Origin of the sequence: Brevibacterium casei CIP 102111, assembly GCF_900169275.1 — a bacterium.
GTDB lineage: Bacteria > Actinomycetota > Actinomycetes > Actinomycetales > Brevibacteriaceae > Brevibacterium > Brevibacterium casei.
Window position 1 is genome coordinate 47514 of sequence record NZ_FXZC01000003.1, and the last position, 18263, is coordinate 65776.

16 protein-coding genes and 1 pseudogene are annotated in these 18263 nt (G+C 65.8%); 2 read left to right on the forward strand and 15 right to left on the reverse strand.

What is annotated here, in order from left to right:
* Positions 1–38: 38 nt before the first annotated feature.
* The 15 genes and pseudogenes from rpsS to rpsL all read right to left on the reverse strand — a co-directional run bounded on the left by rpsS (position 39) and on the right by rpsL (position 14873).
* Positions 39–320 carry a 30S ribosomal protein S19 gene (gene rpsS, locus BC102111_RS07190; RefSeq protein ID WP_009379196.1) on the reverse strand — a complete coding sequence of 94 codons (282 nt, stop codon included), beginning with the start codon at positions 318–320 and terminating at the stop codon, positions 39–41.
* A gap of 15 nt (positions 321–335) precedes the next feature.
* Positions 336–1172, reverse strand: coding sequence for a 50S ribosomal protein L2 (gene rplB, locus BC102111_RS07195; protein WP_009379195.1), 837 nt, complete (start codon positions 1170–1172; stop codon positions 336–338).
* Positions 1173–1202: 30 nt separating this feature from the next.
* Positions 1203–1502, reverse strand: coding sequence for a 50S ribosomal protein L23 (rplW, locus tag BC102111_RS07200; RefSeq protein ID WP_009379194.1), 300 nt, complete (start codon positions 1500–1502; stop codon positions 1203–1205).
* The gene (rplD, locus tag BC102111_RS07205; protein WP_009379193.1) at positions 1499–2152 is read right to left on the reverse strand and encodes a 50S ribosomal protein L4; all 654 of its coding nucleotides are present in this window, start codon (positions 2150–2152) and stop codon (positions 1499–1501) included. Before rplD ends, rplW begins: the two co-directional genes overlap by 4 nt.
* Positions 2153–2157: 5 nt before the next feature.
* On the reverse strand, positions 2158–2832 hold the full coding sequence (rplC, locus tag BC102111_RS07210) for a 50S ribosomal protein L3 (RefSeq protein ID WP_009379192.1): 675 nt from the start codon (positions 2830–2832) through the stop codon (positions 2158–2160).
* Positions 2833–2843: 11 nt separating this feature from the next.
* On the reverse strand, positions 2844–3152 hold the full coding sequence (gene rpsJ, locus BC102111_RS07215) for a 30S ribosomal protein S10 (protein ID WP_009379191.1): 309 nt from the start codon (positions 3150–3152) through the stop codon (positions 2844–2846).
* Between the two features lie 973 nt (positions 3153–4125).
* Positions 4126–5463: an ABC transporter ATP-binding protein gene (locus BC102111_RS07220; RefSeq protein WP_101623923.1), complete on the reverse strand. Its 1338-nt coding sequence runs from the start codon at positions 5461–5463 to the stop codon at positions 4126–4128.
* Positions 5464–5557: 94 nt separating this feature from the next.
* A complete protein-coding gene (locus tag BC102111_RS07225) occupies positions 5558–6394 on the reverse strand; it encodes a carbohydrate ABC transporter permease (RefSeq protein WP_009379189.1) in 837 nt (278 codons plus the stop codon).
* A 2-nt stretch (positions 6395–6396) separates the two neighbouring features.
* Positions 6397–7239, reverse strand: coding sequence for a carbohydrate ABC transporter permease (locus tag BC102111_RS07230; protein WP_009379187.1), 843 nt, complete (start codon positions 7237–7239; stop codon positions 6397–6399).
* 47 nt (positions 7240–7286) lie between these two features.
* Positions 7287–8597 (reverse strand): annotated as a pseudogene (locus tag BC102111_RS07235) (extracellular solute-binding protein).
* 71 nt (positions 8598–8668) lie between these two features.
* On the reverse strand, positions 8669–10393 hold the full coding sequence (locus tag BC102111_RS07240; protein WP_101623924.1) for a glycoside hydrolase family 13 protein: 1725 nt from the start codon (positions 10391–10393) through the stop codon (positions 8669–8671).
* A gap of 134 nt (positions 10394–10527) precedes the next feature.
* On the reverse strand, positions 10528–11721 hold the full coding sequence (tuf, locus tag BC102111_RS07245) for an elongation factor Tu (RefSeq protein WP_009379181.1): 1194 nt from the start codon (positions 11719–11721) through the stop codon (positions 10528–10530).
* A gap of 115 nt (positions 11722–11836) precedes the next feature.
* Positions 11837–13942: an elongation factor G gene (gene fusA, locus BC102111_RS07250; protein WP_009379179.1), complete on the reverse strand. Its 2106-nt coding sequence runs from the start codon at positions 13940–13942 to the stop codon at positions 11837–11839.
* An 86-nt stretch (positions 13943–14028) separates the two neighbouring features.
* Positions 14029–14499 (reverse strand): 30S ribosomal protein S7, encoded by a 471-nt coding sequence (gene rpsG, locus BC102111_RS07255; RefSeq protein ID WP_009379177.1) that lies wholly within the window; start codon positions 14497–14499, stop codon positions 14029–14031.
* Positions 14499–14873, reverse strand: a complete 375-nt coding sequence (gene rpsL / locus BC102111_RS07260) for a 30S ribosomal protein S12 (RefSeq protein WP_009379175.1) — start codon at positions 14871–14873, stop codon at positions 14499–14501. The genes rpsG and rpsL overlap by 1 nt, the downstream gene beginning before the upstream one ends.
* Before the next feature lie 474 nt (positions 14874–15347).
* On the opposite strand from rpsL, the gene BC102111_RS07265 reads away from it, so the two are divergent.
* Together BC102111_RS07265 and katG are read left to right on the forward strand one after the other, a co-directional pair.
* Positions 15348–15812, forward strand: coding sequence for a Fur family transcriptional regulator (locus BC102111_RS07265; protein WP_269447351.1), 465 nt, complete (start codon positions 15348–15350; stop codon positions 15810–15812).
* Positions 15813–15914: 102 nt separating this feature from the next.
* Positions 15915–18125 (forward strand): catalase/peroxidase HPI, encoded by a 2211-nt coding sequence (katG, locus tag BC102111_RS07270; RefSeq protein WP_063249173.1) that lies wholly within the window; start codon positions 15915–15917, stop codon positions 18123–18125.
* Positions 18126–18263 lie beyond the last annotated feature (138 nt).

Consider the following 18263-nt stretch of genomic DNA (forward strand, 5'->3'; position numbering starts at 1 on the left):
CTTCCTTCTCTCTTGTCTAAGATCGAGAGTCCCCCGCCTCAGCGGCGGCGACCCTTGCGATCGTCCTTTTCGTGGCCACGGAACGTCCGTGTGGGTGCGAACTCGCCGAGCTTGTGCCCGACCATCGCTTCAGTGATGAAGACCGGCACGTGCTTGCGTCCGTCGTGAACGGCGATGGTGTGTCCCAGGAAGTCCGGGATGATCATCGAGCGACGCGACCATGTCTTGATTACGTTCTTGGTGCCCTTTTCGTTCTGACGAGCGACCTTCTGGTACAGGTGCTCATCGACGAAAGGACCCTTCTTGAGGCTACGAGGCATAAGTCAGTACTCCAATCAGCGCTTCTTGCCGGTCCGGCGACGGCGCACGATGTACTTGTCGCTCTCTTTCTTCGGCCGGCGAGTGCGGCCTTCTGGCTGACCCCAAGGGCTGACCGGGTGACGACCACCGGAGGTCTTGCCCTCGCCACCGCCGTGCGGGTGGTCGACCGGGTTCATCACAACACCGCGGACGGTCGGGCGCTTGCCCTTCCAGCGCATGCGGCCTGCCTTGCCCCAGTTGATGTTCGACTGCTCGGCGTTGCCGACCTCGCCGACCGTGGCACGGCAGCGGGCGTCGACGTTGCGGATCTCGCCCGAAGGCATCCGCAGCTGAGCGAAACGGCCGTACTTCGCGACGAGCTGCACGGACGAACCGGCAGAGCGGGCGATCTTCGCGCCGCCACCGGGGCGGAGCTCGACGGCGTGGACGACGGTGCCGACCGGGATGTTGCGCAGGGCGAGGTTGTTGCCCGGCTTGATGTCGGCGCCCGGTCCCGCTTCCACCTGTGCGCCCTGCTTGAGGTTGTGCGGGGCGATGATGTAGCGCTTCTCACCGTCTGCGTAGTGCAGGAGGGCGATGCGCGCGGTGCGGTTCGGGTCGTATTCGATGTGTGCGACCTTGGCGGGCACGCCGTCCTTGTCATGGCGACGGAAGTCGATGACACGGTACTGGCGCTTGTGTCCGCCGCCCTGATGGCGGGTGGTCACGCGTCCCTGGTTGTTGCGGCCGCCGCGCTTGGGCAGCGGGCGCAGAAGCGACTTCTCCGGCGTCGACCGGGTCACTTCGACGAAGTCGGCGACCGAAGAGCCACGGCGGCCCGGGGTCGTCGGCTTGTGCTTGCGGATTCCCATGAGTCTTGTCCTTCTCTGGCGAAGGATCGCTTAGAGCGATCCACCGAAGATGTCGATCGATCCGTCCTTGAGGGCGACGATGGCACGCTTGGTGTCCTTGCGCTTCCCCCAGCCGGTGCGGGTGCGACGGCGCTTGCCCTGACGGTTCAGGGTGTTCACCTTGGCGACCTGCACATCGAAGATCGATTCAATGGCGTTCTTGATCTCGGTCTTGTTCGAGCGCTGATCGACGATGAAGGTGTACTTGCCTTCGTCCATCAGGCTGTAGGTCTTTTCCGAGACGACCGGCGCGATGATGATGTCGCGCGGATCCTTGAAGTTGAGACTCATGATGCGTCCTCCGAATTGCGGTTTCCGCCCAGGAACGCGGCAAGAGCTGCCTCGGTGAACACGATGTCATCGGCGATCAGCACATCGTAGGTGTTGAGCTGATCGGAGGTGAGCACGTGGACGTGGGGCAGGTTGCGCACGCTGAGGTAGGTGACCTCGTCGTCGCGGTCGAGCACCACGAGGGTGTTCTTCCGGTCGGAGAGGCCGGCGAGCGCGAGCTTCGCCTGCTTGGTCGACGGGGCGTCGCCGGTGATGAGGTTCTTCACGACGAAGACCTGATCGAGGCGTGCGCGGTCGGAGAGGGCACCGCGCAGGGCGGCGGCCTTCATCTTCTTCGGCGTCCGCTGCGAGTAGTCGCGCGGCACCGGACCGTGCACGATTCCACCGCCGTTGTACTGGGGAGCGCGGATCGAACCCTGACGGGCGTTGCCGGTTCCCTTCTGACGGTAGGGCTTGCGACCGCCGCCGCGAACTTCGGAGCGGGTCTTGGTCTTGTGCGTGCCCTGACGGGCAGCAGCGAGCTGCGCGACGACGACCTGGTGGATGAGCGGCACGTTCGTCTGCACGCCGAAGACCTCGGCAGGCAGGTCGACCGAGCCGGTCTTCGCACCGGTGGCATCGACGACGTCGACTGTCTTGACATCAGACATATCGTTCAGGCCTCCTTCGCGGCCGAGCGAACGAGAACGACGGCGCCCTTGGGGCCGGGAACGGCGCCCTTGATGAGCAGGAAGTTGTTCTCGGGGTCCACGGCGTGGATCGTGAGGTTCTGGGTGGTGTGCTTGACGGCACCCATGCGGCCGGCCATGCGCATGCCCTTGAACACGCGACCCGGCGTAGCCGCTCCACCGATCGAACCGGGCTTGCGGTGGTTGCGGTGAGCACCGTGCGAGGCGCCGACACCGGCGAAGCCGTGGCGCTTCATGACACCGGCGGTGCCCTTGCCCTTGGTCTTCGCGGTGACGTCGACCTTGACTCCGGCCTCGAACGTGTCGACACCGAGCTCCTGGCCGAGCGAGTACTCGCCGGCGTCAGCGGTGCGCAGCTCGACGAGGTGGCGACGCGGGGTCACGCCGGCCTTCTCGAAGTGACCTGCGGTCGGCTTGTTGACCTTGCGCGGGTCGATCTCGCCGAATGCGATCTGCACGGCGGGGTAACCATCGGTTTCCTCGTCGCGGATCTGGGTGACAACGTTGTTTCCGGTGGCCACAACGGTCACCGGCACGAGCTTGTTCTGCTCATCCCACACCTGGGTCATGCCCAGCTTGGTACCCAGAAGGCCCTTGACCTTGCGGGTGGTCGGGAGAGCTGAGGAACGAGTGTTCGCCATTTTTCCCTCCCTTAGAGCTTGATCTCGATGTTGACGTCGTCAGCGAGGTCGAGACGCATGAGCGAATCGACTGCCTTCGGCGTCGGATCGACGATGTCGATCAGACGCTTGTGCGTGCGCATCTCGAAGTGCTCACGGCTGTCCTTGTACTTGTGCGGCGAACGGATGACGCAGTACACGTTCTTCTCCGTCGGCAACGGCACGGGGCCCACAACAGTCGCACCAGCGCGAGTGACGGTGTCCACGATCTTGCGTGCAGCACTGTCGATCACAGCGTGGTCGTACGACTTGAGCCGGATGCGGATCTTCTGTCCCGCCATGGCGTCGTCTCTTTCTTCAGTTCCTTCCGGCCATCAACCATCACCCGAGAATGCTCGGGCGTGGTCTGTGCCGGCTGACTATGACCGGCCCCCGCGGTCGGGCGTGTCGGCTGTTCCTTGCGGAGAAATCCTTCGATTTCCTCGCGCGGTCCGACGGCGCTTCTACTCATTGGCTGCTCGGTCCGAACCCGCAGTGAAGCAGATTCATCGATCCGATAGTGTTCCGGGCTGTTCGCGGCCGAAGGCCGCAGTGCAGGGGTCAACACCCGAAACGCAACCTGACCATCTTGTCACAGTCCCGGTGTCCCGCGCAATTCCGGGCTTCTCGCTTGTGAGAGAAGTCTCAGCGAACCACTCCGGCTCCCCGCCGCCGACCCCTCACGAGTGAGAAGGGTCTCAGCCCCGAACTTCTTCCGTCCCGAAGAGCGCAGCTCGCGCCCGACTGACTCACCAGTCCGCGATGCCTCCGTCGGGGTTCTTTCGGCCCGAAGTCGCGTCTGTGGTCGAAGAACCGAGGTGATTGCGCCGAAACCGCCGATTCGCCTCGGTTTATCGACCACACACGGGTTGGTTCGGCGGTTGCACCTGCCCGAGGCCGTCGTCCTTGACCCGCAAGTGCCGCCCCGCCTAGGCGGTCGTCCTCCACCCGTACAAGCTGCCCCGCCGAGGTGGTCCCTCGCTCCCAGCCGGCAGGGCACGCTCCGGTTCCGAAGAATCGCACACCTTCAGGAGTGCGTTAGTGGTCGAAGAACCGTGGAAAATGCGCCGAAATCGCCGATTCGCCTCGGTTCATCGACCACACACGGGTTGGTTCGGCGGTTGCACCTGCCCGAGGCCGTCGTCCTTGACCCGCAAGTGCCAACCCGCCTAGGCGGTCGTCCTCCACCCGTACAAGCTGCCCCGCCGAGGCGGCCTTCCCTCTCGCGACCGGTGCCGTTCTCATGCTTCGGCGGGGGTGGTGAACTGAGTGCGGCTACGCCTCGGCGGCGGACTGAGTCTGACCGTTCTGCTGAACCTCGCCGTCGGCCCGGACCCCGCCGTTGCGCTGCGACTGCCCGTTCCCGTTCTGCTGGGCCTTGGCACGGTCGAGCGCGCGCTTCCGGGCGGCCTCCGATTCGGCTGCCAGACGCTTCGCGTTCTCCGGGTCGCGGGTGAGGTTCTCCCCTGTCTCGGGGTCGAAGACCATGACCTTGGCCGGGTCGAACCAGAGGTCGACGGTGTCACCCTCCTGGACATTCGTCGCCGGATCGAGGACGGCGACGACCTGAGTGCGCGCGCCTTCGCCGTCGAGGTCCCGGTCGAGCTCTTCGAGGGCCTCGCGCACGGCGGGCGCCGCTTCGAAGGGCAGGTAGGCGTAGACCTCGTTGCCCAGCCATTCGGTGACGTCGACCTCGGCGCTGAGCAGGGCGCCGCGTCCGCGGCGCTCCTCATCGATCGTCGCCGCATCGTGGAAGTCCTCGGGTCGGATGCCGGCGACGAGGTACTGGGGTGCGTCGCGCAGCTTCTCCCGCTCGCCCTCGGGCAGGGTGAAGACGCCGAAGGGCGAGCGCAGCTCACCGTCAACGTTCTCCACCGGCAGGAAGTTCATCGGCGGGGAGCCGATGAAGCCGGCGACGAAGAGGTTGACCGGCTCGTCGTAGAGCTCCTGCGGACTGGCGTACTGCTGGAGGACGCCCTTCTTGAGCACGGCGACCTTGTCCCCGAGCGTCATCGCCTCGGTCTGGTCGTGGGTGACGTAGACGGTCGTCACCGCGAGGTTGCGCTGCATCCGCGCGATCTCCGTGCGCATCTGGATCCGCAGCTTCGCATCGAGGTTCGACAGCGGCTCGTCGAAGAGGAAGGCCTTCGCATCGCGGACGATCGCCCGCCCCATCGCCACGCGCTGACGCTGACCGCCGGAGAGGTTCGCAGGCTTGCGGTCGAGGTGGTCGCCGAGTTCGAGGAGCTTCGCCGCCCGCGACACCCGCTCGTCGATCTCCTGCCTGCTGTACTGGCCCTTGGCGAGGATGAGCGGGAACGCGATGTTCTCGGCCACGGTGAGGTGCGGATAGAGGGCGTAGTTCTGGAACACCATCGCCAGGTCCCGCTCCCGGGGTGCGGAGTCGTTGACCCGTTCGGAGTCGATGCGGAGGTCCCCCTCGGTGATGTCCTCGAGGCCGACGATCATCCGCAGAAGCGTCGACTTGCCCGAACCGGAGGGGCCGACGAGGATGACGAACTCGCCCTCGGCGATGTCGAGGCTGACGTCGTTGATCGCCGGGAATCCGTCGCCGTAGCGCTTGACGATGTTGCGCAGTTCGATCACTGACATGGTCGTGTGCTCCGTATCTGTGCGGTCACGATCCGCGGGTCCGCAGAGTGCTGCTCTGCGCTCCCGCGACCGGTGGCTGTGGCTGCTGGGCTGATCATCCCTTCACCGCTCCCGAGGTCAGGCCGGAGACGATCTGGCGCTGGAAGAGGAGGACGATGATGATGATCGGAATGGTGACGATGATGGCGGCCGCGGAGATCGCACCCGCCGGCTCTTCGAACTGGCTGGCTCCGGTGAAGAACGAGAGTGCCGCCGGCACCGGGCGCGCCGCCGAGGTGGAGGTCAGGGAGATGCCGTAGACGAAGTCGTTCCAGGCGATGAAGAAGGCGATGATCGCGGTGGTGAACACGCCGGGCGCGGCCAAGGGCACGATGACCTTGCGGAACGCCTGGAAGCTCGTCGCCCCGTCGACCTGTGCCGCCTGCTCGAGCTCCCACGGGATCTGCCGGAAGAACGCCGCAAGCGTCCAGATCGAGATCGGAAGGGTGAGCGAGAGATAGGGGATGATCAGGCCCGCCCACGTGTCGTAGAGCCCGATCGCCGACCAGATCCGGAACAGCGGGGTGACGAGGGAGATGACGGGGAAGATCGAGACCGCGAGCGCCATGGTGAGGATGAACTTCTTGCCGGGGAAGTCGAGCCGGGCAACCGCATAGGCCGTCAGGGTGGCGAGCACCACGGCGATGACGGTGGCGATGAGGCAGATGCCGATCGAATTCACGAGCGCCGGGAGGAAGAGGTCCTTGGCCGCACCCGTGAAGATGAGCTCGTAGTTCGACCAGTCGATCGCCGTGGGCCAGAACCGCTTGTTCGCGATGTCCCCGGGCGACTTGAGCGACAGGGAGACGATCCACAGCACCGGGAACAGTGCGTAGACGGCGACGATGAGGCTGATGACGATCCACCAGACTGTGTGCTTGCGACCCGACATCGTCACTCTCCCCTCGCCTGGGCCAAGTCGACCTTGAAGACCTTGATGAAGATGAAGCAGATGAGGGCGACGCTGAGGAAGAGCAGGACCGAGAGCGCCGAACCCATTCCCAGCTGGAGCTGACCGATCGACTGGTTGTACGTGAGGAAGGAGACCGTCGCCGTGTTCTGGGCGCCGGCGGTCATGACGAAGACCGAGTCGAAGACGCGGAAGGCGTCGAGGGTGCGGAAGAGGAGGGCGACCATGATCGCGGCCTTCATGTTCGGGATGATCACCTTCGACATCCGCTGCCACCACGAGGCGCCGTCGACGGTCGCCGCCTCGAGCATGTCGCCGGGGATCTGCGCGAGACCGGAGAGCAGGAGGAGCGAGATGAACGGCGTCGTCTTCCAGATCTCGGCCGCACAGATGACGAGGAACGCCGACCAGAAGTCACCGAACCAGTCGAACTCGGGCATCGAGAGCCACGTCCCGACGAAGCCTGTGCCGAGGTCGAAGGCGTACTTCCACGAGAAGGCGGCGACGACGGTGATGATGCCGTAGGGAATGAGGATCGCGGTGCGCACCCACGGGCGCACCGCTTTGAGTGCATTGAGCATGACGAGGGCGAGTGCGAACCCGAGGACGAGTTCGACGGCGACCGTGACAACGGTGAGCAGCAGAGTCACCCCGACCGTCTGCCACCACAGTGGGTCGGTGAGGATGACGATGTAGTTCTGCCCCCAGTTGACGAAGCGGTTGTCAGGGTCCGTCATCCGGTAGTTGAAGAACGAGAAGTAGACGGCCTGGAGGATGGGATAACCGGTGACGGCGAGGAGGATGATGACCGCGGGGGCCGAGAGCATCCAGCCCAGTCGCGTCTCCCCTCGCTGCCGGTTCGACACACGTGCCTTCACAGCAGCCTCTCCCCTCGGAGGATTTCGAGGATGAACTCCTGAGATCGTGCCGGCGTCGACTCGGGGTCGACGCTGCCCGGCGGATGCCAGGACTTCTGGATGCCGCCTGTCACCTCGTTGTAGTACGGGGTGAGCGGGCGGGCTGCCGAGATCTTCAACGACTCGGCGACGGTCTCGGCGACGGGGAACTCCTTCTGGACCTCAGGGTCGTCGAAGGCGGCGAGGTTCGAGGGAGCATTGCCGTCGGTGAGGAAGTACTCCGCCTGCTTCTCCGGCTGCCTGATGCACGCGACGGCCTCGTAGGCGAGGTCGGGGTTCTCGGAGAACGCGCCGACGCCGAGGTTGATCCCACCCAACGGCGGTCGCGCCTCCTGGGATTCGTCGACCCGGGGGTAGATCGTCCAGCCGATGTCGTCGAGCACCGCCTGGTCGAGGCTTCCCTCGTCGACGGCAGCCTTCGTCGCCGGGTAGATGAAGGGCCAGTTGACCATGAACCCGCCGTCGTCGGACTGGAACTCGAGCATCGAGGCATTCTCGTCGAGGTTGGACAGCTGAGGTCCGCCGACACCGGTGGAGCCGATCTTGGACATGATCTCCGCGGCGCTCCTGCCCGCCTCGGAGTCGATGCCGAGCTTGACCTCGTCGGCGCCGTCGGAGTCGGGGTTCGTCACGATCGATCCGCCGGCGGATTCGATCATCGCATTGATCCACACGGTCAGGGACTCGGCCCGAATGCCCTGGACGCCGACGCGCTTGTCCTGCTCCGCGGCGGCGTCGATGATCTGGTCCCAGGTGACCGGCTGGGACATGTCGAGGCCCGCCGCCTCGGCGACGGACTTCCGATACCACAGCAGCTGCGTGTTCGCCCAGAACGGGGTCGCGACGAGTTCGTCCTGGCGAGTCGAGGACTCGACGGAGGACGGGATGACGCCTTCGGTGAACTCGTTCACGTACTTCTCGGGAACCGGGGTGAGGTAGTCGGCGTTGGCCATCTCGGCGACGTAGACCGGGTCGAGGCTCATGATGTCGATCGAGGAGTCCTATGAGGCGAGGCGGCGGATGAGCTGCTCTCGCTGGCTGGGAGCGTCGTTGGGCAGCAGACTCGTCGAGATCCGGTACTTCCCGTCCGCCTCTGCAGTGCACTGTTCGGCGATCTTCGCCTGACCCCCGTTGTCAGGGTTGATGTACCACGTCAGCGTCGGTGTCGACGTTCCGCTCGCACAGCCGGTGATCCCGACGAGTCCGAGCAGGGCGAACGCGGCCAGGCCCGTTCGCCAGGGCCGGAGCTTCCTTGCCGTATGCCTCATTGCCTACCTGCCAGTCTGCGACGTTGCCGGTGGCACTGCCACCTGGATCACACATTACCTCAAGTCGGCACTCATGCCAGTGGCACCCACACTGCACTCTCGCCCGACAGCGTCCCCTCGTCCCATGCGGCAGGTCCGCTTGCGGCCAGGATCGGCCGCCCGACCGCCTCGGGCAGGGCGATCGGCGCCTCCGAGAGGTTCGCGGCCACGAGCACCGCGGCGGTCTCCGTCGTCACGGTGAAGGCGAGGAGTCCCCGCTGCGGATCGTGGAGGGGGTGCCACGCGAACGCTCCCCGCCCCATCCCGAGCTCCCGGCGAGTCCGGAGCAGTCCCCGGTAGAGGTGGAGGTGGGACTCGGGGTCGTCGTTCTGGATGTCATGGGCGAGGACGGAGTGGCCCTCGGGCTGGGGAAGCCACGTCTCCTCCCCCGCCGGCGTGCCGAAACCCAGATGCGGCGCCGAGGCGGACCACGGGTACGGGGTGCGGGCCCCGTCACGGCCGAGTTCGGCTCCGCGGCTGCGCGCATAGACCGGGTCGCGCCGCGCCGAGGCGGGCAGCTGCGTGTGCTCGGGCAGCCCGAGTTCGTCACCCTGGTAGATGTAGGCCGATCCCGGCAGTCCGAGTTCGATGAGCGCCATCGCCGAGGCGCGACGACGTCCCAGCGTGAGATCCGGCTGCGGGTCGTCGGGTCCGATGCCCCGCTGGTGGGGCGGAGGTTCGGCGACCCCGAAGCGGCTGGGGTGGCGGACGGTGTCGTGGTTCGAGAGCACCCAAGTCGGTGCCGCGCCGACCTCAGCGGCCGCGGCGAAGGTGCCCTCGATCGCACGGGCGAGACCGGGAGCATCCCAGCCGGCCATGAGGAACGTGAAGTTGAAGGCCTGATCCATCTCATCGGCGCGGACGTAGCGGAAGAGACGCTCGAGGGGTTCGACCCACGCCTCGGCGACGAGGATCCTCTCCCCCGGGTACGCGTCGAGGATCCTCCTCCACTCACGGTAGATCTCGTGCACCCCGTCCTGGTCGAAGAACGGCGAGGCGGCCGTCGGTGAGGACGAGGGCACCGGCTCGCCCGAGGCTCCGAGCGCGGGGACATGGTCGGGCAGCCCCTCGGCCTTGACGAGTCCGTGGGCGACGTCGACGCGGAAGCCGTCGACGCCGCGGTCGAGCCAGAAGCGCAGGATATCGGCGAACTCCTCGTGCACGGCCGGGTTCGACCAGTCGAGGTCGGGTTGGGTGGGGTCGAAGATGTGGAGGTACCAGTCGTCGCTGCCGGGCAGGCGGGTCCAGGCGGGACCGCCGAAGACCGAGGTCCAGTTGTTCGGCGGGGCGTCCCCACCCTCTCGGCCGGGGCGGATGACGTAGAGATCGCGGGCGGGGTCCCCCGCCTCGGCGGTCAGGGCCGCTTGGAACCACGGATGCGTCGACGAGGTGTGGTTGGGCACGAGGTCGACGATGACGCGGATGCCTGCGTCGTGGGCGCGGGCGACGAGCTCGTCGAAGTCCTCAAGGCTGCCGAAGAGCGGGTCGACGTCGACGTAGTCGGCGACGTCGTAGCCGGCGTCGTTCTGCGGTGAGGGGTAGAAGGGCGAGAGCCAGATCGCGTCGACCCCGAGGTCGACGATGTGCGAGAGGCGATCGAGGATGCCCCGCAGATCCCCTACTCCGTCGCCGTCTCCGTCGGCGAACGACCGGGGGTAGATCTGGTAGATGACGGCGTCGTCGGACCACCTCGGCGAGGGCGGGACCGAAGGCTGGGGCCTGCCGTGCTCCTGCGGCCTCGCTGCATCTGTCGTCATGGGTCTCCTCACGGGATCGAACTCCGACGTCTCCAGCATAGACGCGACAGGGGCCGCAATCCCTGTACGGGATTGCAGCCCCTGAACTGCTTCAGACCGGGGTCCGAAGGCTGAGTTCACTCAGACGAGTCAGATCACTCGATGATCTTGGTGACTCGACCGGCGCCGACGGTGCGTCCACCTTCGCGGATGGCGAAGCGGAGGCCCTCCTCCATGGCGATCGGCTGGATGAGCTCGACCGACATGTCGGTGTTGTCGCCGGGCATGACCATCTCGGTGCCCTCGGGCAGCGTGATGACGCCGGTGACGTCCGTGGTCCGGAAGTAGAACTGCGGACGGTAGTTCGAGTAGAACGGGTTGTGACGGCCGCCCTCGTCCTTGCTCAGGATGTAGACCTGGGCCTCGAACTTGGTGTGCGGGGTGATCGAACCCGGCTTGACGATGACCTGACCGCGCTCGACGTCTTCGCGCTTGGTGCCGCGGAGAAGCAGACCGACGTTCTCACCTGCACGGGCGTCCGGCAGGGTCTTGCGGAACATCTCGATGGCCGTGACCGTGGTCTTCGAGGACTTCGGCTTGATGCCGACGATCTCGATCTCCTCGTTGGGGAGGAGGACGCCGCGCTCGACACGACCGGTGACGACGGTTCCACGACCGGTGATCGTGAAGACGTCCTCGACGGGCATGAGGAACGGCTTGTCGACGTCGCGCTCCGGCTCGGGAACGAAGTCGTCGACCTGGTCCATGAGCTCTTCGACGGTCTTGACCCACTTCTCGTCGCCCTCGAGGGCCTTGAGAGCGGAGACCTGGACGACGGGAGCGTTGTCCCCGTCGAACTCCTGGCTGGAGAGGAGGTCGCGGACCTCGAACTCGACGAGCTCGAGGAGCTCCTCGTCTTCGACCATGTCGGACTTGTTGAGAGCCACGACGATGTAGGGCACACCCACCTGACGCGCGAGCAGGACGTGCTCACGGGTCTGCGGCATCGGACCGTCGGTGGCGGCGACGACGAGGATCGCGCCGTCCATCTGAGCAGCACCGGTGATCATGTTCTTGATGTAGTCGGCGTGACCCGGGGCATCGACGTGAGCGTAGTGACGCTTCTCGGTCTGGTACTCAACGTGCGAGACGTTGATGGTGATGCCGCGCTCCTTCTCCTCAGGTGCGTTGTCCACCTGGTCGAAGGCACGAGCCTCGTTGAGATCGGGGTACTTGTCCGCCAGGACCTTGGTGATCGCAGCGGTCAAGGTGGTCTTTCCGTGGTCAACGTGGCCGATGGTGCCGATGTTGACGTGCGGCTTAGTCCTATCGAAACTAGCCTTTGCCACTGGGTTCCTCCTCGTGGTTGGCAAAAGATATGCGGTTCATATCTTAGACCTTTGTTGGTTATCTTTCATTCCGGTGATGTTGTTCTACATCACCTTGGCGATGAGCCTTAGGAGATCACTCTCCGCCGCGCACCTTCTGGATGATCTCGTCGGCAACAGCCTTCGGGACCTCCGCGTAGCTGGAGAACTGCATCGAGTACACCGCACGGCCCTGGGTCTTCGACCGCAGGTCGCCGATGTAGCCGAACATCTCCGAGAGCGGGACCATCGCGCGGACGACCTTCACGCCGGAAGCGTCGTCCATCGACTGGATCTGGCCACGCCGAGAGTTGAGGTCGCCGATGACGTCACCCATGTACTCCTCAGGGGTGCGCACCTCGACTTCCATGACCGGCTCGAGCAGAACCGGGTTCGCCTTCCGGACGGCCTCCTTGAGGACCATCGAACCGGCGATCTTGAACGCCATCTCCGAGGAGTCGACGTCGTGGTAGGCACCATCGACCAGGGTGGCCTTGATGCCGACCAGCGGGTAGCCGGCGAGGACACCGAGCTGCATGGCGTCCTGGATGCCAGCGTCGACGCTCGGAATGTACTCGCGCGGCACCCGGCCGCCCGTGATGGCATTCTCGAACTCGTAGATCGTGTCGCCGTCGACCTCGAGAGGCTCGAAGGTGACCTGGACCTTCGCGAACTGTCCCGATCCACCCGTCTGCTTCTTGTGGGTGTAGTCGTACTTCTCCACGGCCCGACGGATCGTCTCGCGGTACGCGACCTGCGGCTTGCCGACGTTCGCCTCGACCTTGAACTCGCGACGCATGCGGTCGACGAGGATGTCGAGGTGGAGTTCGCCCATGCCGCGGATGACGGTCTGACCGGTCTCCGCGTCGAGCTCGACCTGGTAGGTCGGGTCTTCCTTGACGAACTTCTGGATGGCAGCCGAGAGCTTCTCCTGGTCGCCCTTCGTCTTGGGCTCGATGGCCACGGAGATGACGGGCTCGGGGAAGGTCATCGACTCGAGCGCGATCGGGTGTGCCGGATCGCACAGGGTGTCACCGGTGGTGGTGTCCTTGAGGCCGATGAACGCGTAGATGTGACCCGCGATCGCCTCTTCGACCGGGTTCTCCTTGTTGGAGTGCATCTGGAAGAGCTTTCCGACGCGCTCCTTCTTCCCGCTCGTGGCGTTGAGGACCTGCTCACCCGACTTCACCTGTCCCGAGTACACGCGGACGTAGGTCAGCGCACCGAAGAACGGGTGCGTGGCGACCTTGAACGCGAGCGCCGAGAACGGCTCCTTGACGTCGGGCTTGCGGACGATCTCCTCTTCCTCGTTGCTCGGGTTGTGTCCGATCATCGGAGGCACGTCGAGCGGCGAGGGGAGGTAGTCGAGGACCGCGTTGAGCATGGGCTGGACGCCCTTGTTCTTGTACGCGGAACCGCACATGACCGGGAAGGCCTCGGAGTTGATGACGAGAGAGCGGATGCCGGCCTTGATCTCCTCGATGGAGACCTCTTCGCCCTCGAGGTACTTCTCCATGAGCTCCTCAGAGCTCTCGGCGACGTCCTCGACGAGCTGGGCGCGGTATTCCTCGGCCTTGTCCTTGAGATCCGCGGGGATCTCGATCTCGGTCATGTCCTGACCCTTCTTGGACTCGTCAGGCCAGATGTAGGCCTTCATCTCAAGGAGGTCGACGATGCCCTCGAACTCGGACTCGGCGCCGATCGGCAGCTGGATGACGAGCGGCTTCGCACCGAGGCGGTCCTTGATGGTCTGCACGGTGAAGTAGAAGTCCGCACCGAGCTTGTCCATCTTATTGACGAAGCACACGCGCGGAACGTTGTACTTGTCGGCCTGACGCCACACGGTCTCGGACTGCGGCTCAACGCCTTCCTTGCCGTCGAACACAGCGACGGCGCCGTCGAGGACGCGGAGCGAGCGCTCCACCTCGACGGTGAAGTCGACGTGCCCGGGGGTGTCGATGATGTTGATCTGGTAGTCGTGCCAGTAGCAGGTCGTCGCGGCCGACGTGATCGTGATGCCGCGCTCCTGCTCCTGCTCCATCCAGTCCATCGTCGAGGCACCGTCGTGGGTCTCGCCGATCTTGTAGTTCACACCGGTGTAGAACAGGATGCGTTCGGTCGTGGTGGTCTTACCGGCATCGATGTGGGCCATGATGCCGATGTTGCGGACCTTGTTCAGGTCGGTGAGCACGTCAAGTGCCACGGTGTCTCTCTCTCAATCGATGACTTGATCGACTCCCCCGGCCCCCGGTCGGTCCGGAGCGGACCGACCGGGGGCGGGGGCGACGATTACCAGCGGTAGTGGGCGAAGGCCTTGTTGGACTCGGCCATCTTGTGGGTGTCCTCACGGCGCTTGACTGCGGCACCGAGGCCGTTGCCGGCGTCGAGGATCTCATTCATGAGGCGCTCGGTCATCGTCTTCTCGCGACGCTGGCGGGCGTAGCCGACGAGCCAGCGCAGCGCGAGGGTGGTCGAACGAGCAGGACGGACATCGACCGGAACCTGGTAGGTCGCACCGCCGACACGGCGGGAGCGGACCTCGAGGGACGGACGGATGTTGTCGAGGGCCTTCTTGAGGTTGGCGACGGGGTCGTTGCCGTTCTTCTCACGAGTTCCCTCGAGGGCACCGTAGACGATGCGCTCGGCCGTCGACCGCTTGCCGTCGAGCAGGATCTTGTTGATCAGCTGCGTGACGAGCGGCGAGTTGAAGACCGGGTCGATGACGATCGGTCGCTTGGGTGCGGGACCTTTGCGCGGCATTACTTCTTCTCCCTCTTCGCTCCGTACTTGCTGCGGGCCTGCTGACGGCCCTTGACACCCTGGGTGTCGAGGGAACCGCGCACGATCCGGTAGCGCACACCCGGGAGGTCCTTGACACGGCCGCCGCGGACGAGCACGATCGAGTGCTCCTGCAGGTTGTGTCCCTCGCCGGGGATGTACGCGGTCACTTCGATCTGGCTCGAGAGCTTGACACGAGCGACCTTGCGAAGAGCCGAGTTCGGCTTCTTGGGGGTCGTGGTGTACACACGGGTGCACACGCCGCGACGCTGGGGGCTGCCCTTGAGGGCAGGGGCGTCGGACCCTGCGGACTTGTTATGCCGTCCTTTGCGGACGAGCTGCTGGATTGTCGGCACTAAGCGTTCTCCATTGCTTCTCGATGAACCTAATTCCCACATCGGTCGCGCATGCGCGTCTGTGAACCGTGGGACATATCCGACTGAACACCGGGTGAAGCTTGACTCCCGATGCCAGTATCCGCGCGATGCCACGCACCCTGCGGTCGGGAGTGTCGCAAGGACACGCACGCGCAGAGGCCCGCGGTTTCGGCGGCCTGCGCCGGTCGCACTCACACTGGTCCCAGGCCTCACAGAACACCTGGCATGATCGTCCGACGACACAGATAACACAATCAGTCGCATCCCAGAATATCGCGTGCGCGAGCCTCCGGTCAAAACCACCGGCACCCTGCCGGAACGGGAGCGCGAGGGCCTCCGCCCCGGCGAGACCGGGGTCACACGGCCCTCCGGCCCGGCAGCCACCTCGGCGAGGAGGCACGGCTGAGGACCCGCTTCCTTGACTCATTCAAGAAAACGGGGCAGGGTGAAGGTGTGTCAGAGGAAGAACGCGTGCACGCCGAGGACTATTCCGCGACCCTGCGGAGCAGTTCCCTGCGCGTGACGAAGCAGAGGGTCGCGGTGCTGGCGGCGGTGGACACCCACCCCCATGCCGACACCGAGACCGTCATCCGATCCGTCAGGGAGAGCCTGCCGGACGTCTCCCATCAGGCCGTCTACGATTCGCTGCACACGCTCACCGCGGTCGGCCTCGTCCGGAGCATCCAGCCGTCCGGGTCCGTGGCCAGATACGAGCGGCGCATCGGCGACAACCACCATCACCTCGTCTGCCGGTCGTGCGGTCTCATCGTCGATGTCGACTGCACGGTCGGCCGGGCGCCCTGTCTGAGTCCGTCGCACGATCACGGATTCGCAGTCGACCAGGCCGAGGTGACGTTCTGGGGACTCTGCCCCGACTGCCGCAGCGGCAGTGAGGGACCGAGCGACCAGGGAGACTGAGCAACGCACCTCTGTCGCGTGAACCGGCGCAGACGCCTGCGGGCAACCGCTGCCGAGGACAACAGCTGAGCCGCCCTGCGGCTCGAACCCGAAAGGAACCCCATGTCCGAAACCTCCACCACGGGCGGCTGCCCGGTCGTCCACGGCGACTCGACGGCAACCGCGACCACCGAGCCCGGGTCCCTGACCTCTCCGATGCAGGGCGACGCCAACTCCCACTGGTGGCCCAACCGCCTCAACCTCAAGATCCTCGCGAAGAACCAGCCGGCCCGCGACCCGATGGATGAGGACTTCGACTACGCGGCCGAGTTCAACAGCCTCGACTACTTCGCTCTCAAGGCCGACCTCGCGGAGATGCAGCGCACGAGCGAGGACTGGTGGCCCGCCGACTTCGGCAACTACGGCCCGTTCATGATCCGCATGGCCTGGCACTCGGCGGGCACCTACCGCGTCCAGGACGGTCGCGGCGGCGGCGGTGAGGGCCAGCAGCGCTTCGCCCCGCTCAACTCGTGGCCCGACAACGTCGGACTCGACAAGGCCCGGCGTCTGCTGTGGCCGCTGAAGAAGAAGTACGGCAAGAAGATCTCCTGGGCCGACCTCTTCATCCTCGCGGGCAACGTCGCCCTCGAGCAGATGGGCTTCAAGACCTTCGGCTTCGCCGGCGGACGCAAGGACGTCTGGGAGCCGGACAACGACGTCTACTGGGGCTCGGAGACCGAATGGCTGGGCACCGACAAGCGCTACGCGGGCAACCGCGAGCTGCAGAAGCCGCTGGCGGCGACGACGATGGGCCTCATCTACGTCAACCCGGAAGGCCCTGAGGGCGAGCCCGACCCGCTCAAGGCCGCTGCCGACATCCGCGACACCTTCGGTCGGATGGCGATGAACGACGAGGAGACCGTCGCCCTCATCGCCGGCGGTCACACCTTCGGCAAGACCCACGGCGCCGGCCCCGAGAGCCACAAGGGCGCCGACCCCGAGGGCGCCCCGCTCGAGCAGCAGGGTCTGGGCTGGAAGTCCGACTTCGGCACCGGGCACGGCAATGACTCGATCGGCAGCGGCATCGAGGTCACGTGGACCTACCATCCGACCCGCTGGGACAACGAGTTCTTCCACATCCTCTTCGCCTACGAGTGGGAGAAGTTCGAGAACGAGGGCGGCCACATCCAGTGGCGTCCGATCGACGGCGGCGGCGACGACATGGTCCCGATGGCCCAGGGTGAGGGACGCCGGGAGCCGCGCATGCTCACCACCGACCTCTCCCTGCGCTTCGACCCCGCCTACGAGAAGATCTCGCGCCGCTTCAAGGACGACCAGGCCGCTTTCGAAGACGCGTTCGCCCGGGCCTGGTTCAAGCTCACCCACCGTGACATGGGCCCGGCCACCCGGTACCTCGGACCCGAGGTTCCCACCGAGGAGCTCATCTGGCAGGACCCGATCCCGGCCGGCACCCCTCTCAACGACGGTGAGCTCGAGCTCGTCAAGGCCTCGATCCGCAACTCGGGTCTGAGCGTGTCCCAGCTCGTCTCGACGACGTGGGCCGCCGCCTCCTCGCACCGCGTCTCCGACATGCGCGGCGGCGTCAACGGCGGGCGCCTGCGCCTCGAACCGCAGCGTGACTGGACCGCGAACGAGCCGGCGAAGCTCGCCGAGGTGATCGGCGTCCTCGAGGGCATCGCCGACCAGACCGGCGCCTCCTTCGCCGACGTCGTCGCGATCGCCGGTGCCGTGGGCGTCGAGACCGCCGCCGCCGCGGCCGGCCACGACATCACCGTCCCGGTCTCGACCGGTCGCGGGGACGCCTCGCAGGAGCAGACCGACATCGAGTCGTTCTCCTACCTCGAGCCCACCCACGACGGCTTCCGCAACTACCTCACCCCGGATCTGCCCCTGGCCGCGGAGTTCCTCCTGCTCGACCAGGCGAGCCTGCTCGGGCTCACCCCGTCCGAGCTCACCGTCCTCATCGGCGGCCTGCGCGTCCTCGGGGCGAACTACGAGGACTCCGAGCTCGGCGTCTTCACCGACCGCAAGGAGCAGCTGACGAACGACTTCTTCGTCAACCTCCTCGAGCTCGGCAACACGTGGAAGGCCGTCGGCGATTCGGCGACGACGAACCTCTACGAGAACTACTCCCCCGATGGTGAGAAGCTGTGGTCGGGCAGCCGCGTCGACCTGCTCTTCGGTGCGAACTCCGAGCTGCGTGCGATCGCCGAGGTCTACGCCTCCGACGATGCGCAGGAGAAGTTCGTCACCGACTTCGTCCGTGCCTGGACGAAGGTCGTCGAAGCCGACCGCTACGACCTGAAGCGCTGAGCCGACCCCCTCGCCGAGGCGGTGGCGCGGGGTCCGTGCCACCGCCTCGGCGAGGGCACGGTTCCGCATCCTACGGGCGGTGCCCCAACCAGGGGCACCGCCCGTGTGCTGTCCCCGGTCGACGGGTGTGGTCCCCGC

Bases quoted from the DNA above. Each gene is read 5' to 3' on its own strand.
- rpsS (WP_009379196.1), bottom strand. From the start codon at position 320: ATGCCTCGTAGCCTCAAGAAGGGTCCTTTCGTCGATGAGCACCTGTAC.
- rplB (WP_009379195.1), bottom strand. From the start codon at position 1,172: ATGGGAATCCGCAAGCACAAGCCGACGACCCCGGGCCGCCGTGGCTCT.
- rplW (WP_009379194.1), bottom strand. From the start codon at position 1,502: ATGAGTCTCAACTTCAAGGATCCGCGCGACATCATCATCGCGCCGGTC.
- rplD (WP_009379193.1), bottom strand. From the start codon at position 2,152: ATGTCTGATGTCAAGACAGTCGACGTCGTCGATGCCACCGGTGCGAAG.
- rplC (WP_009379192.1), bottom strand. From the start codon at position 2,832: ATGGCGAACACTCGTTCCTCAGCTCTCCCGACCACCCGCAAGGTCAAG.
- rpsJ (WP_009379191.1), bottom strand. From the start codon at position 3,152: ATGGCGGGACAGAAGATCCGCATCCGGCTCAAGTCGTACGACCACGCT.
- BC102111_RS07220 (WP_101623923.1), bottom strand. From the start codon at position 5,463: ATGTCAGTGATCGAACTGCGCAACATCGTCAAGCGCTACGGCGACGGA.
- BC102111_RS07225 (WP_009379189.1), bottom strand. From the start codon at position 6,394: ATGTCGGGTCGCAAGCACACAGTCTGGTGGATCGTCATCAGCCTCATC.
- BC102111_RS07230 (WP_009379187.1), bottom strand. From the start codon at position 7,239: ATGCTCTCGGCCCCCGCGGTCATCATCCTCCTCGCCGTCACCGGTTAT.
- BC102111_RS07240 (WP_101623924.1), bottom strand. From the start codon at position 10,393: ATGACGACAGATGCAGCGAGGCCGCAGGAGCACGGCAGGCCCCAGCCT.
- rpsG (WP_009379177.1), bottom strand. From the start codon at position 14,499: ATGCCGCGCAAAGGTCCCGCACCCAAGCGACCGATCGTCATCGACCCG.
- katG (WP_063249173.1), top strand. From the start codon at position 15,915: ATGTCCGAAACCTCCACCACGGGCGGCTGCCCGGTCGTCCACGGCGAC.